Here is a 13,222-nt window from a genome sequence, read left to right on the forward strand (position 1 = left end):
GTGCGGGCCGGGATGGGGGGATCGATGAGCAACCGCGAGCAGCTGCTCCGAGAACAGGCGACGGCGAAGGGCTGGACGCTGCTGCCCTACGACGTCACGCTTCCTACCAATCAGCGGATCACGGGGTGGCGGCTGATCGCCGACGACGGATACGTGGTGATGAGCCGCGGCGGCACGCGGGTCCTCGACCCGCCCGCTCACCTCGTCATGGATCTTGAGGAGGTGGAGGACGCGCTCAAGCACATCGAGTGCCGAGTCCTGCGCTGCGGCTCTGCGGTCGGTGACGTCGGGGCGATCGAGTACAGCGGGCGGCGCATCGAGTTGGCGCTGTGCGTCTCGCACAAGCGGGAACTCGACAGTGGAGCAGCGTGGTCGTACCGCTCGGCCGAACGCGTGCTGCTGCTGGGCGACGACGCTCTCGCGGAGCGTGAGACATCGTGATCACGACTACCACCATCGTCTGCCGACGAGCTGCCGTCTCCGGTGGACTGCTCGACCTCGAGATGGCCGGCCCCGCCGAGCTACAGCTTGGAGTCCGTGGCGGGCTACTGACTTTCGCGGTCGCGGTCGTCGTCGACCTCGCGCCCGACGACCTCGGGACGACGCCCGAGATTCGGATCTCCGTCGGCGCGGTCCACGACGGCGGCAAGGGGATGGACAGGGTGAAGCTGACCGCGTTCGAGCTGGCGGCCGAGGGCGAGGGCGACCAGTTCGTGACGATCCTTGGAGACGCAAAGGATGTCGCGGTGTCCCCGGAGCTCGGCCCACTCGGCGGCTTCCGGTTCTTCGCCGCGTTCAACTTCGTCGATCAGACGTTGCCCGCGGGGAACTACGCGTTCGCCACCGAGGCCAACGGCGCGTTGAGCAGCATGGCGCCCTTCCGGATCGTCGACTGACGCGGCACCGCCCCGGCCGCCACACGGCGGCCGGGGCGGTGCGGGTGTCGGCGCAGGCCGGGTGCCAGCGGCGCCCCGATCAGAGGATGGACGCCTCCCCGACCTTCCATCCGCTCCGGCTGGTGACCAAGCGCCGGGGCGGTGAGGTTGACGCCGAGGTCGGTCAGTCCCCGTGCTGAAGCCGCCGCAGCGCCTCGAGGAACTCGTCCACCGTCATCCCCTCGCGCAGCACCACCTGCCCGGCAGTCCACTGCTGCCGGAACCCGGCGATCCACTGCCGGGTGTCGCCGTCGTGGTTGCCGATCGCGGCGTCGACGAGCTCGACGAGCGCCCGGATGATGTCGCCCGGGTGGACGTGCTGGAGCAGCTGGTCCGCGGATGCGGTGTCGCCGTCGAGGTGGAACTCGACGAGGGCGAGGGCCTGAGAGAGGCCGTCGGGGGTGAGGTCGCGCATCAGATGTTCACTCCCTTGATCTGGATCTGGCCAGTGCGGATGAGGTGCATGATCGCGGTGGACATGGCGCTGTCGGTGTTGCCGGTGAAGTGGACGTCGATCCGCATCGCGCCCCCGCCGCCGCCAGCCGCGGCCATCTGCTGTGACTGGCCTGTCGGGTAGACGGTCGACCCGGCGGGCAGGTTGACCAGCTCGGGCCCGTTCTCCCCGACCCACCCGGTGCGGCCGCTGAAGATCCCGCCGTCCGCGTAGGCGCGGACGAGCTCCGGGCCGCGCTCACCGACGAGGGTCGGGCCGCTCCGGATGCCGCCGGTCGCGGCGCCGGTGATGCGGCCGCCGCCGTAGCGGGGGTCGATGTTGCGGTCGAGCCCCGCCCAGTTCACGGTGATCGTCGCCGTCCGGTTCCGGGCGGCGTGGTTGATTGCCTCCTCGGCCTGCCCGGTGCGGGCGTCGACGAGGATCCGGCCCGTCGAACCGTCGGCGTACCGGACCGTGGCCTGCACCTTCCCCGTCGCCGGGTCCGGGTTGCCCTCGATGATGACGGTGCCCTGTGAGCCGTTCGCGAACTGCACGATCTGCTCGACCTTGCCGTTGGCCAGGTACGGGTCGCCCTCCAAGGTCACGGTTCCGGTCGAGCCGTTGGCGTAGTCCAGGACGGCGGTCACCTTCCCCGACGCCGGGTCGGTGTTCCCGTCGATGACCAGGGCAGCGACGGTGCGCTGCACGTCGCCGAGGAACATCTTCAGCGCGTCGCCGGCCGGGACCATGTTCCCGTTGACCGAGACCATGCCGCCCGAGGCGTTGATCTGCTTCACGACGAGGTCGAGGGCCTTCTCCGCGTCCATGGTCTGGCCGTTGATCGTGACCTCGCCGCCGCCCTGCTTGATCTTCTGCGTGATGTCGGCGAGGGCTTGGACGGCGTCGTCGGTGCGGCCGTTGATCTCGACCGTCCCGACCTGCCCCCGCAGCGAGTCCATGAAGCCGGAGACCTGCTCCTGCGCCGGGCCGAGGTTCACGTCGAACTCGAACAGGTTCTTCCCGGACATCGCCCGTTCCACCTGGGCCCAGGCACCTTCGAGCCGGTTGGCGAAGCCGTCGAAGTCCCCGCTGAGCAGGTCGTTGAGGTTCTGGGTGCCGAAGTCCAGCGCGGAGGCCCAGCCGGTGAGCCCTTCGTCGTCGGCGAAGGCCTTGTTCATCTCGTTGACGCCGTTCGCGGCGAGGGCCCCCGCGGCGGTGAAGGCGGCGATTGAGCCGAGCGCCCCGACGAGCCCGCCCTTGCCGCCCTTCCCGACCTTCGTCGCGCTCCGGTCGGCGGCGTCGCCGATCTCGTCGACGGCCTTGACCGGCCCGGACTTGATGGCGTCGGCGATGCCGGACATCTTCAGGGCGGCGAGCATGGGGGCCAGGTCCCCGACGACGTCGAGGGCCTGCGGGCCGAACGCCATGAGGCCGGTGGCGACGTCTCCGAGTGGGCCGTCGGTCTCGACGAGGGACGCGGTCCACTCGTCGAAGCTGTTCTTCAGGCCCTGAACCTTGTCCTTCGCCGTGGTGGCCTGGTCGACCATGCGGTCGGTGGCGCCCTCGACGTCGCCCATCTTGTTCGCCAGCGGGTCCAGCGCGGGCAGGATGTCCCGCGCCGTGTCCTCCCACTGGGTGCCGAACAGCTCGACGCCGATCCGGTTGCGCTCGACCGGGTCCTGGACCTTCATCAGGGCCTGCACTACCTGCGACATCGCCTTCTCGGCCTCCGGGCCGCCCTTGGCGATGGCGTCGCGAGTCTTGTCGGCGTCGAGCCGCAGCGACTTGTAGGCGTCCGTCGTCGAGTCCGCGGTGTCGATCGCCCGGAGCGAGAACTCCTTGATCGCGTCGCCCCACGCGTCGGTGTCGCGGATCCCGAGCTTCTGCGCCGCGGCGAGCGACCCGAACGCGGACTCACCGTCGATGCCCAGCCGCTGCAGGAACGGGGAGTACTCGTTCATCGTGTCGAGCATGTCGCCGGAGGCGTCCCCGACCTGCGACATCCCGGCGGTGATCAGGTCGAAGGCCTCGTCGGCGTCCGCTGCGAGACCGGACTTCATGAGCCGTCCGGCGGCGCGCGTGGCCTCGGTGACGTCGACGTCGAACACGTCGGCGAGCTTCAGCGCCTTCCTGGCGAGCGCCTCCAGCTCGGGCTGGGAGATCGTGCCGAGGTCGACCATGGAGGTGCCGATCGCGCCGATCGCGTCGGTGACCTCGGACATGTTGTCGGTGTAGCCCCTGGCGAACACGATCGACGCGGCCGCACCGGCCTTCGCCGCCTCCTCCTTCGACAGGTTGAGGCTTGCGCGCATCTTCGCGTCTGCCGCCCCGAAGTCCAGGCTGTTCGCGAAGCCGACGCCGAGGGTCGCGCCCCCGACCGCGCCGGCGGCGAGCGCCGGGGCCTTCACCATCTCGCCGATCTTCGACATGCCGGACTGGACGTCGCTGGTGTCGACCTCCGGCTTGATCTCCGGGCTCATCCCGTCGAGCTCCCGGGCCTGCGCCTTCAGCCCAGCGAGCCTGGACTCCGCCGCGGCGGTGTCTGCCTTCGCGTTGATCTGCGCGGCCGCCTCACCGCGCAGGCCCTCCAGCTGCGTCTGCAAGCGGCCGAGGTTCCGCTCGGCGACGGCGATGTCCGCCTCGATCTTCGGGCTCGTCGGCTTCGCGCGGAGCTCCTCGAGGCGCGCCTCCGTCGCCGCGATCTTCGTCTCCGCCACCTTGGTGTCGGCGTCGATCTCCGCCTTGCTGCGGATCTTGCCGATTGCGCGGAGCTCGGCTTCGAGCTTCGAGATCTCGCCCTTGAGCTCGTTCGCGCCCTTCTTGGTGTCGCCGAACCCTTTCGCCGTCTGGTCCGTCGCCTTGACGAGGATTTCCACTTCGTTCGAGCCGTTGGCCACTGTGCTGCCTCTCGCTGGTCGGACGGCCGCCGGGAAGCGACGGCCGGGGGTGGCGCGCCCCGCGCCCACCGAGGCGGGTGCGGGCGCGGGCCGCGCCGATCAAGGGGTCAGGCGATCGTCAGGGTTGTGGTCCTGACCTTCGCCAGCTCGAAGGGATCGGTCAGCCCAGACGTCGCCTGCGCCGTCGACCACATCGTCGAAGGGTTCGCGATCCCCGCGATCGCCGCAGCGACCTCCGTCGAGGCCACGACCGCGTCAACCGTCTGCGCGTTCCACCTCCCGTGGTCCGTGGGCATGTTGTAGGCGACCTGCTGTGCGCCAGGGAGCGGCGGCGGGCCTCCGTCGCGCCAGTGCGCGGCGCGCGGCACGTTGATCCCCATGTCGTTGAGCGCTTTCGCGATCATCACGCTCGAGGTGCCGGCGCGGTTCATCCGCACCACCTCTCGCAGGTCATCGATCCGCATTCGCTCGGTCTTGCTCGGCATGTCGTCCTCCTCAGAGAGCCTGGCCGGCGGCGATTCGCTCGGCCTGCTCCTCGTTGATCTGCTGCTTCGCCCACCACTGGGCGTCGTGGCCGAGCGGCTCCCCGTTGAAGTGCTGCTCCTCGAGACCGCGGACGTACTCCTCGCCCTTCTCCCTCACCAGCAGGTAGCGCCGGTGCGCGTACTGGCGCTCCGCCATCCGGTGCTGGCTCGCCCGCCGCGCGGCCTCCAGCTCCTGCTCCCGCCGGTGCTCCTCGAGCTGGGCCTTCGACGGCCCCGGCCCGCGGAGCAGCTCGCGGAACGCCCGCTGCGACTCGGTGTACGCCTTCTGCTCGGCGCTGAGCTGCCGCACGAACGGCTCCGGCAGCTTCACCGCGGCCAGCAGCTCACCGCCGTAGTCGAGGACCTCACGAGCTCGCCGCCGGGGCCGGCTCGTCACCGCCTCGAACTCGCCCGCCACACCCCGCCACACCCCGTACAGGGCGACGTCGATCACCGCGGCCGGGTCGATCGGCTTCCACCACTTGCCGCCCAACACCAGTGCCGAGCCGCGCGGCTCCGCCCCCGCGTCCTCGAAGTCCACGGTCGAGTACTCGTCCTCGTACCGGCAGATCAGCCCGGCCGCGCGCAGCGTCGCCGCGGTCTCCTCTGTCAGCGCCCGGTGATCGGTCGCCGCCGTGTGCAGCTCCTGCAACGCCACGATCGCCGTCGACAGCTTCGCCGCCACCGCATCGCGGGACGCCCCGAGTGCCTTCGCCGACGCCGTCACCGACCCGCGGTGAGCCTTGTAGGCCTGCTCGTGAGCGGTGACCGCCGCGTCCGCGTCGACCTTCGCCGCCTCCAGCGCTCGCACCTTCTCCTGTGCTGCGCGCAGCTCCCGGGTGCGCTCCTCGATCTGCCGGTTCCCGGCGAACCGCGACGCCGCCTCGAGCACCTCGTCGGGCAGGTCCAGGTCCGGCCGGGCCGCTCGCAGGCCCGCGAGCTCCGCCACCGCCTGCTTGATCTTGTCTGTGATCGTCACGATCCCTCAGCCTCTCCATCGGTCATCTCGGTCTTCACCAGCAGCTCGGCGATGTCGCCGACCGCCAGCCCCATCTGGTTGGCCGCGGTCAGCGCCTCGGTGCGCCGCCGCAGCCACATCTGGTACTCCTGCACCGTCAGACCGCGCTTCGCGGCCAAGACGGCTACCTCCTCCGGCGACACGACGGCCGAGGAGCCGTCGGACACCCGGAAGACCTGTTCCGGCACCGCCGGCAGGTCCCGTCGATCGGTCACCGCGCCGCCCGCTGCACCGCGGCCGCGACCTTCAGCAGCCAGTCCGCGGACGGCGTCGCTCGACGGTTCGCAGGGCGTCGGGCCGCACCGCCAGCGCGGGCCAGGACCACTCCCCGCACAGCCGACCCGTTCGCCCGGAACGCCTCCCTCATCGAGGCGGACATGTTCCGGTGCGGCCGCGCCGCGGCCGCACCCACAGACCGCTCCAGGCGGGCCAGTGGCGCCCTCAGCGTCGGCGGCTCCGCGACCCGGTCCGCCAACCCCGCAGCGACTGCCTCCGAGGCGGAGTACCAGGTCTCCTCACGCATCGTCGCCCGCCACTGCGACGGCCTACCGCCGGCGCGGGCCGCGTAGATCTCCGACAGCAGGGTCGAGATCTGCCCCAGGAGCGCAGCCGATGCGAGATGGTCCCGTTCGTCGCCCCACGTCGCCGTCGCAGCCTCGTGGATCATCATCATCGCGCCCGGCGCCATCACCACCTCGTCGGCGGCCATCGCGATCACCGAGGCGATCGACGCGGCGAGCGAGTCGACGTACACCGTGACCTTCCCGACGTGCGACCGCAGCGCCTCGAACATCGCGAGGCCGTCCCAGACATCCCCGCCCGGCGAGCTGACGTGAACGTCCAGCGGACCGGACCCGGCGAGCTTCAGATCGGCGAGGAACTGCTTCGCCGTCACGCCGTACGCGCCGACCTCGTCCATCAACCACAACTCGGAGGTGCCCGCCGCGGCGTACACACCGCACCGGCCCTGCTTCGTACCCATGATCTCCCCATCCCGCCGACCAACCACTGGCCAGACCTCGTTCCCGTTCACTGCTCCACCGCCCGCGCCATCACCAGGCACGCCGCCCCGCCGACGACCATCCCGGTCGCGATCCCGACCGCGACCGACACCAGCGCTCCGACCCCGATCCCGAGGCCCAGACACACCAGGCACAGACCCACGACGTCCAGCAGCGCGAACACCGGCAGCCGCCGGCTACCTGGGGCCCTCACTCGGACCCGATCCACTGCGCAGCCAGGTTCCGGGCCCGCTCCTCAGCCCGGATCTGCGCCCGCACCTCAGCGTCGCGCTTCCGGGCGTTCACCAGCGCCACCCGAAGGCTCCCGGCGTGCTTCCAGCCGCCGCCGTCGACCTCCTGGGCCAGCAGACGCGCCATCACCGCCTCCGGCGAGGCCTGAACCCGCTCCGGCATGGCCTCCAGCTCGGCCAGAACAGCCTCCAGGACCTGCCCTGGGTCGCTACTCACCGTGACCTCCTACGCGCGCGAGACGCAGATTTCGATTCGCGAAAACGAGAGCGCGAGAGAGAGCGGGCTCCACCCCGGCCCTGGACCCCCGGTCGGAGGTCGACTCGTTGAGAGTTTCCGGGTCGCTGCTGCGTTGACCTGCGGTTTCTGTTCACGCTGTGTCACCAGGTCCTTGAGGTTCGGGTGGTGCGCGGTGCTCGATGGGCTCGAAGCTCGGCGTGCACTCGGGCGGTGACCTCGGCGACGATGCGGAGCTTCTCGACCTCGCGCTGTTCGGGATCGGGGAACCGCTCGTCGAGCTTGCGGGTGGCGGCGCCCACGGCCTGCCCGTGCCTGGTGTTGCACACCATGTGGCTGAGGCTGTCGGGTAGGGCCTTGGGGTCGACCATGGCCATGGTCTCGACGTGGTCTGCCTGCAGCCCTTGGGCTCGGTACATGGGGCCGAGGCAGCGGGGGCAGGTGTCGCCGTCGGTGTGCGCGGCCCACAGCGCGGCGCGCCTGCGCTTGTACGGGGATCGGCCTCGACGGTCGAGGGTGGTAGTCATGCCGGGCCCTCTCCTGTCCAGCCTGGGTGCTGGAGCTGGCTGCCGAGGACCCACTCGGCGGGGTCGACGCCGGTGGCGCGTAGTCCGCCGATGAGCGCGATGGCGAGGACGATGGCGACGAGCTCGGCGTCGACGTCGGGATCCTCGAGGACGGCGAGTGCGGCGACCAGGTCGCCGCGGTTGAGGTGGGCGACCAGGCCGAGGGTGGCGTGGATGTCGGGCTGTGCGGGTTCCTTGCGCGGGGTGCTCATGCGGTGCCCTCCGTCCTGCCGAGGTGCCCGCGGATCTCGACCTCGGCGCCGGGTCGCCAGATCTGGACGAACACCTCGGCGACTCCGCCCCACCCGATCCCGGCGACTTCGATGTCGGCGGTGCGCGCGGCGGAGGCGAGTTGGCTGATGCTCGGGCCGGTGAGCCGGTCGGGGCGGGCGACGAGCAGGACAGGCTGCCCGTGGTGGGTCCAGGCGGTGACGCGCTGGGCCCAGAGGGGGCGGGTGTGGTCGGGCTGGTTGCAGCCGAAGGAGCAGCGGCCGTGGTTGAGGAGCCAGTGTGTGCAGGCACCAGCTGGGTCGAGGGTGAGGCTCCAGCTCTCCGCCCACTCGACGAGGGCCTGGAGCTGTCGGTCGCCGCGGATGCCGTGCGGGAGGCGGGCGACGCCGATCGCGGCGAGCCGCTGCTGCACCGTCGGTGCGGGCTTCGGCGGCTTCCCGGTGGGCGCGGGCGTCGTGAGGTCAAGCTCGGCGGGCTGCTGGAGGGTGGTCATGCTGCTTCTCCTTCGCGCGTGCGCTGGTCTTCGAGGCTGAGCCTCGACTTGGCTCGGCCGGTGGCGATCCACACGCGTCCGCCCCAGACACCGGAGGTGTTCATCGGCCCCTCGGTCGCTGCCTGGTCGCAGGTCGGCCGGACGGCGCAGGTTCGGCAGATACGGCGCGCTTCTACGAGACGGGCGGCGCGGTCGGCCTGACTCTCGCCGTCGATGTCGCTGTCGAACGCTGGGGCGAGGCCGGCGCACGCGGCGCCGTTCAGCTCCGGGCCGAGCAGCTCGGCCACCGCGGCAGCGAGCGGGTGGATCTTGGGTGCGAGGTCGACAGGTCTCATGCGGGGCTCCTTCTTCCTGATGTGCCGTCGAGTGCGTCCCGCCCCCGCTCCCATAGAGGGGAGCGCGGCGGGACGCATTGGCTCGACCCGTGAGTCCCGGACACACCGGGACGCATGGGACACATAGGGGCGGGCGAGTAGCCCGCAGGGGAGGTATGCGCAGGTCAGGCACTGGGTGGGCCCGGTCAGACAATGTGTCCCGAAGTGCGTCCCGCCGGTCACCGAGCTGCCCCGTCCGGAATGTGTCCCGGAGTGTGTCCCGAATGCGTCCCGTCGTGATCTTGGGACACATTCGGATCGGCCTCGACGAGGACGTATCCGGTGGCCGGTCCGCGGCCCGGCCTGGTCGCGATCAAGCCGCGCGCCACGAGGTCGTCGAGCGCGTCCGTGAGGCCCTGGCGGCGGTGCTTTCCGCCCGTCGTGCGAACCGCGCCGAGCAGCGACCGCTGCGAGTCGAAGGCCTTCCCGTCGGCCTGCTCGAACACCCCGAGGATCAGCTCGTGCAAGAGCGACAGCTGCCCGTCGGTCTTCCCGTCGGTCACGGGCTCGTCCGGGGGCGGAGCGAAGAACCGCAGGGTCAGGTCGGGGCCATAGGTCTGGCTGTCGTCGACGACCAGCTCACCCATGTACGTCTTGCCCTGCACCTGCTTGTCCGGGCGCCCGTGCTGCCGGAGGCTGCCGGGGCGGTCCTTCGTGATGAACACGCGGGATCGTCCGCGCTGGCTCCGGCCGAACGGCTCCGCGTTCTCCATCATGATCAGCGCCCCGGACAGACCGTTGCCCTTGTGCACGGAGCCGAGCCCGTACCGGCCGCGCCGCTCGGGATCCTTCACGACGTGGTCCGCGGAGAGCACCGCGGCGCCGACGCGGGTGCAGGGCTTCACGAGCAGCCGCCGGAACGCCGCCGCGCCGTCCTCGTCGCGGATCGCGAGGCTGTGAAGCGCCATGCCCTCGTTCACCCCGTCCAGCACGACCAGGGACGGGGCGGGGGAGAGCAGGGCATCGAGCGCGTCGCGACTGACCATCCGCTCGGGCCCGACGAACCGGAAGCGCGTCAGGATCAGATCCGTAGGGACGCCGAGCAGTCGCAGCCGCTCGATGCTGTCGCCTGGGTCGCCCTCCTCGAAGTGGATGTAGACGACGTGCTCACCGGCCATCAGCTCGGCTGCGACGGACGCGAGGCAGAGCCACGACTTCCCGGCCTCCATCTCGCCCACGACGGCGTGTTCCTTGCCGGGGTAGAGCAGCCGGATCCCGTCGGTCCGGGAGAGCCCGAGAGACGGCTCCGCGCGCTCGACCTCGCCGCGTAGGTACGGGCCGAGGTCGACCGGGGCCCACGAGTTCGTCGTCTCGGCCTGGGCCTCAGCGGCGAGCTGCTCGGCCGCCGCGAGATCGGCGCGCTTGCGCTCCAGCGCTGCCTCGACCAGCTTCGCCTGACGTCGCTCGTCCGGGGTGAGCCCGGCGCGGCCGACGCGGTCCTCGATGTCGGCCAGCTCTACCCGGATCCGGGCCAGCAGGTCCGCCGGGTCGTCGAGGCTCTGCACGGCGAGCTGCTGGGTGAGCTGGCCGAGCTGCAGCAGCCGCCGGCGGTGGGCGACCTCGGTCACCTGCTCCGCGTAGACCTCGACCCGGGGCACGCTGGCCACGCTGTCGATGAGCTGGCCGAGGTACGTGGCCCAGTTGTTGATCCCGGACGGCAGGCGGAGCTCCGTCCGTCGGTCGAGCTCGGTGGCGACCGCGACCGGATCGGCGGATCCGAGCTCGTCGACCGCGCAGGCGATCGCGTCGAACACCGCGCGGTGCCGATCGTCGTAGAGCCGATCGGGGGTGACCAGGGTCAGTGCGGTCTGCGCGTGGTGGTCGCCGAGCAGCATCGAGCCGAGCAGGTTCGCCTCGGCGTGCAGGTCGTGTGGCGGCTGCCCCGCCGCCTCGGTCGCCGTCACCGCCTGCTCCTCATGTCGCGTGCCAGACGCAGCGATCCCGAGACGGGTGAACCCGGTTGCGGCACCGCTCGCCGGTGCTGGTCGCCTGCGCGGTGCATCGCCGGAACCGATCGAGAATGTTGCGTGGTAGCCGGCCGCGTTGCTCGTGGGGCGCGCAGTCGCGGCAGTAGCACCCGTGCTCGAGGCGGCAGGTGTGCCCGCCGGAGACCAGGACCAGCCAGGGCCACCAGCTTCCCGTGGTGGGGTGGACTTCGATCGATGCGACGAAGCCGTTCCCGAGGTCCAGCTCGGCGGCGACGAGGTTCTCGATGTACGTCTCGCGGTCGGTGGCTTCGTCGAGCCGGACCGTCGCGCTATCCTCGTTGCGTCCCGCGGCCCAGCTGGACTTACTTCCGACGGCCCCGGAGTTCGCCTCTCCGGGGCTGTCGCATGTCTGGCTCATCCTGCTGCCGCCTCCGTCCGAGAAGGGGCGAGGAGCGCCGAGATCCGCTGGACCTGATCGGGGCGGAGGGGCGGTGAGTCGGCGACCACCTGCTCGACGAACGCAGCGAGGCGTGCGGCGACGAGATCGCGGCGAGCGTCGAGGGTTGCGGGGTCGGCGTCGCCACGGTGCTGGCGGATCGCGTTGAACCGACTGCGCGCGCTCAGGACAGGGTCTGGCATGGCAGAACTCCAGGAGCTCGGGTTCTGCCCTCGGCCGGCGTAGCCACGGGGGCGGGTCTCGTAGACGTGCACGGCCCATGCGAGTGTCCGGCTCCGGCAGCCCGTATCTCAAGGTCCGTCCGGCGTACCGACTAGATCCGCGGCGCTTCTGTGGTGCTCGCCGCGGCCTGTCGATCGAGTTGATCCGGGGGATACCAGGAGATCGGATTCTGGCTGTCTACGGGGGCGTCATTGCCATCCGCTAGAGACCGTAGCACTCGAATGGCCTAGTGGGACTACTACCTCCAGCGAAACTCCACGCTTTCGGGGTCGAAGTAACTTCCGTCCGCTCGGCGACCCGAGGCCACCCGGCGGATGACGACCGTCAGCAAGGTGTCGATGACGAGTCGCTGACGGTCGATCCCCGCACGCAGAAACGCCTCGCCAGGCTTCGGCACGTCGGCGATGCCCGCCAGAGCCGACCCGGACGATGCCCGCCCGAGCGCGGCCTCCGCCTCCCGGAGGTCGTGCTGCACGCGGGCGTTGGCGGTGCGGAACTGGTCCCCGGTCATCCCCGACGACGGGTCGGCGAACATGGCTGCGATCTCCTCGGAGCGGACCCGCAGGGTGTCCCGACGCTGTTGCAGGGGGGCGAGGTCCACCGAGGCGGGCATCAGCTCGATGCCCTCGGCGTCCAGCTTCGCGGCCACGACCCGGAGGACGAGGTCGTCGATCGGCGCGGCGGCCCGCCGCATGTGCATGGTTCGGCAGGCGTACCGGCCGCCGCCGTCCGAGCGCTGACCGCCGGACATGACGACCTCGCCGCAGTCGCAGCGGTACAGGAACGACCCGATCAGCTTCCGCGAGGTGTTCCCCGAGTGCGTGACCCGGGCGCTGTCGGTCAGCAGAGCGCGTAGTGCCTCCCATGCCTCGCGGTCGACCAGCGGGGCCCACTCGGCTTCCCCGACGATCCGCTCCAGGTTGCCGACGAGCCCGGCGTTGCGGGGGCGGAGCAGCATCTGTCGCAGCTGCGACCCGGTCCACGGCCGTCCGGTCGTCGTGGTCCTCCCGAGGGAGTTCCACTCGGTGAAGATCGAGCGCATGGTCTCGCCGGCCAGCGCCCGCCGGGTGGCGTCGACGATGGCCGCGGCTTCCTCGGGGTGCGGGGTCACCCCGTCTGCCTGGAAGCCGAACGGTCGTCGACCGCCGAGCCACTTCCCGGCCGCCTGTGCCTGCTGCTTCTGTCGCGCCACCCGCTCGCCCTTCTGCTCGCTCTCGTGGCGCGCGACGGCGCCTGTGATCCGCGCGGTCATCCTGCCTGCCGCTGTGGACAGGTCGAGCACCCCGGCCCGGACGGTGTGGGTCGGGACGTCGTGTTGCTCGCAGACGGCGATGTAGCGCTCGAGCTCGACGGGGGAGCGGTGGAGGCGGTCGGCGTGCCAGGCCAGGACGGCGGTGACGTAGCCGGACTCGATGTCGGCGATGAGGCGCTCGTACTCGGGTCGGGTCTTGCCGCTGTAGGCCGAGGTGTCGTTGTCGACGTAGACGTCGACGATCGGGATGCCGAGTCGTTCGGCGAGCTGGCGGCCGTCCTGCTCTTGGCGCTCGACGCCGAGCCCGGCTCCGACGCGGTCCTGTGAGATGCGGAGGTAGAGGCCGCCCTTGTGGTCCACGCGAAAGATGCTAGCGTGAATGTCGGTTCAGACGAAACTGACATG

17 protein-coding genes are annotated in these 13,222 nt (G+C 70.9%); 2 read left to right on the forward strand and 15 right to left on the reverse strand.

Translation table 11 applies throughout. The features are described 5' to 3' along the window. Window positions 1-24 precede the first annotated feature (24 nt). Together L3X23_RS06975 and L3X23_RS06980 are read left to right on the forward strand one after the other, a co-directional pair. The gene (locus L3X23_RS06975) at window positions 25-441 is read left to right on the forward strand and encodes a hypothetical protein (protein ID WP_237191280.1); all 417 of its coding nucleotides are present in this window, start codon (window positions 25-27) and stop codon (window positions 439-441) included. Further along, window positions 438-896, forward strand: coding sequence for a hypothetical protein (locus tag L3X23_RS06980; RefSeq protein WP_237191281.1), 459 nt, complete (start codon window positions 438-440; stop codon window positions 894-896). The genes L3X23_RS06975 and L3X23_RS06980 overlap by 4 nt, the downstream gene beginning before the upstream one ends. A gap of 163 nt (window positions 897-1,059) precedes the next feature. Here the strand turns inward: L3X23_RS06980 and L3X23_RS06985 are convergent, their stop codons facing one another. From L3X23_RS06985 to L3X23_RS07055, 15 genes are all read right to left on the reverse strand, one after another. Beyond that, window positions 1,060-1,350 (reverse strand): hypothetical protein, encoded by a 291-nt coding sequence (locus L3X23_RS06985; RefSeq protein WP_237191282.1) that lies wholly within the window; start codon window positions 1,348-1,350, stop codon window positions 1,060-1,062. After that, window positions 1,350-4,244 (reverse strand): phage tail tape measure protein, encoded by a 2,895-nt coding sequence (locus L3X23_RS06990; RefSeq protein ID WP_237191283.1) that lies wholly within the window; start codon window positions 4,242-4,244, stop codon window positions 1,350-1,352. Before L3X23_RS06990 ends, L3X23_RS06985 begins: the two co-directional genes overlap by 1 nt. A gap of 128 nt (window positions 4,245-4,372) precedes the next feature. Next, a complete protein-coding gene (locus L3X23_RS06995; RefSeq protein ID WP_237191284.1) occupies window positions 4,373-4,750 on the reverse strand; it encodes a hypothetical protein in 378 nt (125 codons plus the stop codon). Between the two features lie 10 nt (window positions 4,751-4,760). Then, entirely contained in the window at window positions 4,761-5,768 is a 1,008-nt protein-coding gene (locus L3X23_RS07000) for a hypothetical protein (RefSeq protein ID WP_237191285.1), read from the reverse strand. Next, window positions 5,765-6,022 carry a hypothetical protein gene (locus L3X23_RS07005; RefSeq protein ID WP_237191286.1) on the reverse strand — a complete coding sequence of 86 codons (258 nt, stop codon included), beginning with the start codon at window positions 6,020-6,022 and terminating at the stop codon, window positions 5,765-5,767. The genes L3X23_RS07000 and L3X23_RS07005 overlap by 4 nt, the downstream gene beginning before the upstream one ends. Beyond that, window positions 6,019-6,789 carry a head maturation protease, ClpP-related gene (locus L3X23_RS07010; RefSeq protein ID WP_237191287.1) on the reverse strand — a complete coding sequence of 257 codons (771 nt, stop codon included), beginning with the start codon at window positions 6,787-6,789 and terminating at the stop codon, window positions 6,019-6,021. Before L3X23_RS07010 ends, L3X23_RS07005 begins: the two co-directional genes overlap by 4 nt. 47 nt (window positions 6,790-6,836) lie before the next feature. Next, the gene (locus tag L3X23_RS07015) at window positions 6,837-7,022 is read right to left on the reverse strand and encodes a hypothetical protein (protein ID WP_237191288.1); all 186 of its coding nucleotides are present in this window, start codon (window positions 7,020-7,022) and stop codon (window positions 6,837-6,839) included. Then, window positions 7,019-7,276: a hypothetical protein gene (locus L3X23_RS07020; protein ID WP_237191289.1), complete on the reverse strand. Its 258-nt coding sequence runs from the start codon at window positions 7,274-7,276 to the stop codon at window positions 7,019-7,021. The genes L3X23_RS07015 and L3X23_RS07020 overlap by 4 nt, the downstream gene beginning before the upstream one ends. 161 nt (window positions 7,277-7,437) lie before the next feature. Then, window positions 7,438-7,821: a hypothetical protein gene (locus L3X23_RS07025; RefSeq protein ID WP_237191290.1), complete on the reverse strand. Its 384-nt coding sequence runs from the start codon at window positions 7,819-7,821 to the stop codon at window positions 7,438-7,440. After that, the gene (locus tag L3X23_RS07030; RefSeq protein WP_237191291.1) at window positions 7,818-8,072 is read right to left on the reverse strand and encodes a hypothetical protein; all 255 of its coding nucleotides are present in this window, start codon (window positions 8,070-8,072) and stop codon (window positions 7,818-7,820) included. The genes L3X23_RS07025 and L3X23_RS07030 overlap by 4 nt, the downstream gene beginning before the upstream one ends. Further along, complete coding sequence (locus L3X23_RS07035) at window positions 8,069-8,584, reverse strand: hypothetical protein (protein WP_237191292.1); 516 nt, start codon at window positions 8,582-8,584, stop codon at window positions 8,069-8,071. Before L3X23_RS07035 ends, L3X23_RS07030 begins: the two co-directional genes overlap by 4 nt. Beyond that, entirely contained in the window at window positions 8,581-8,919 is a 339-nt protein-coding gene (locus L3X23_RS07040) for a WhiB family transcriptional regulator (RefSeq protein ID WP_237191293.1), read from the reverse strand. Before L3X23_RS07040 ends, L3X23_RS07035 begins: the two co-directional genes overlap by 4 nt. 218 nt (window positions 8,920-9,137) lie before the next feature. Then, the gene (locus L3X23_RS07045) at window positions 9,138-10,862 is read right to left on the reverse strand and encodes a DnaB-like helicase N-terminal domain-containing protein (protein WP_237191294.1); all 1,725 of its coding nucleotides are present in this window, start codon (window positions 10,860-10,862) and stop codon (window positions 9,138-9,140) included. Between the two features lie 10 nt (window positions 10,863-10,872). Continuing rightward, window positions 10,873-11,304 (reverse strand): hypothetical protein, encoded by a 432-nt coding sequence (locus L3X23_RS07050; RefSeq protein WP_237191295.1) that lies wholly within the window; start codon window positions 11,302-11,304, stop codon window positions 10,873-10,875. A 499-nt stretch (window positions 11,305-11,803) separates the two neighbouring features. Further along, window positions 11,804-13,177, reverse strand: coding sequence for a recombinase family protein (locus L3X23_RS07055; RefSeq protein ID WP_237191296.1), 1,374 nt, complete (start codon window positions 13,175-13,177; stop codon window positions 11,804-11,806). Between the last annotated feature and the right edge of the window lie 45 nt (window positions 13,178-13,222).

This window comes from Pseudonocardia sp. WMMC193 (genome assembly GCF_021728735.1).
Classification (GTDB): Bacteria; Actinomycetota; Actinomycetes; order Mycobacteriales; family Pseudonocardiaceae; genus Pseudonocardia; species Pseudonocardia oroxyli.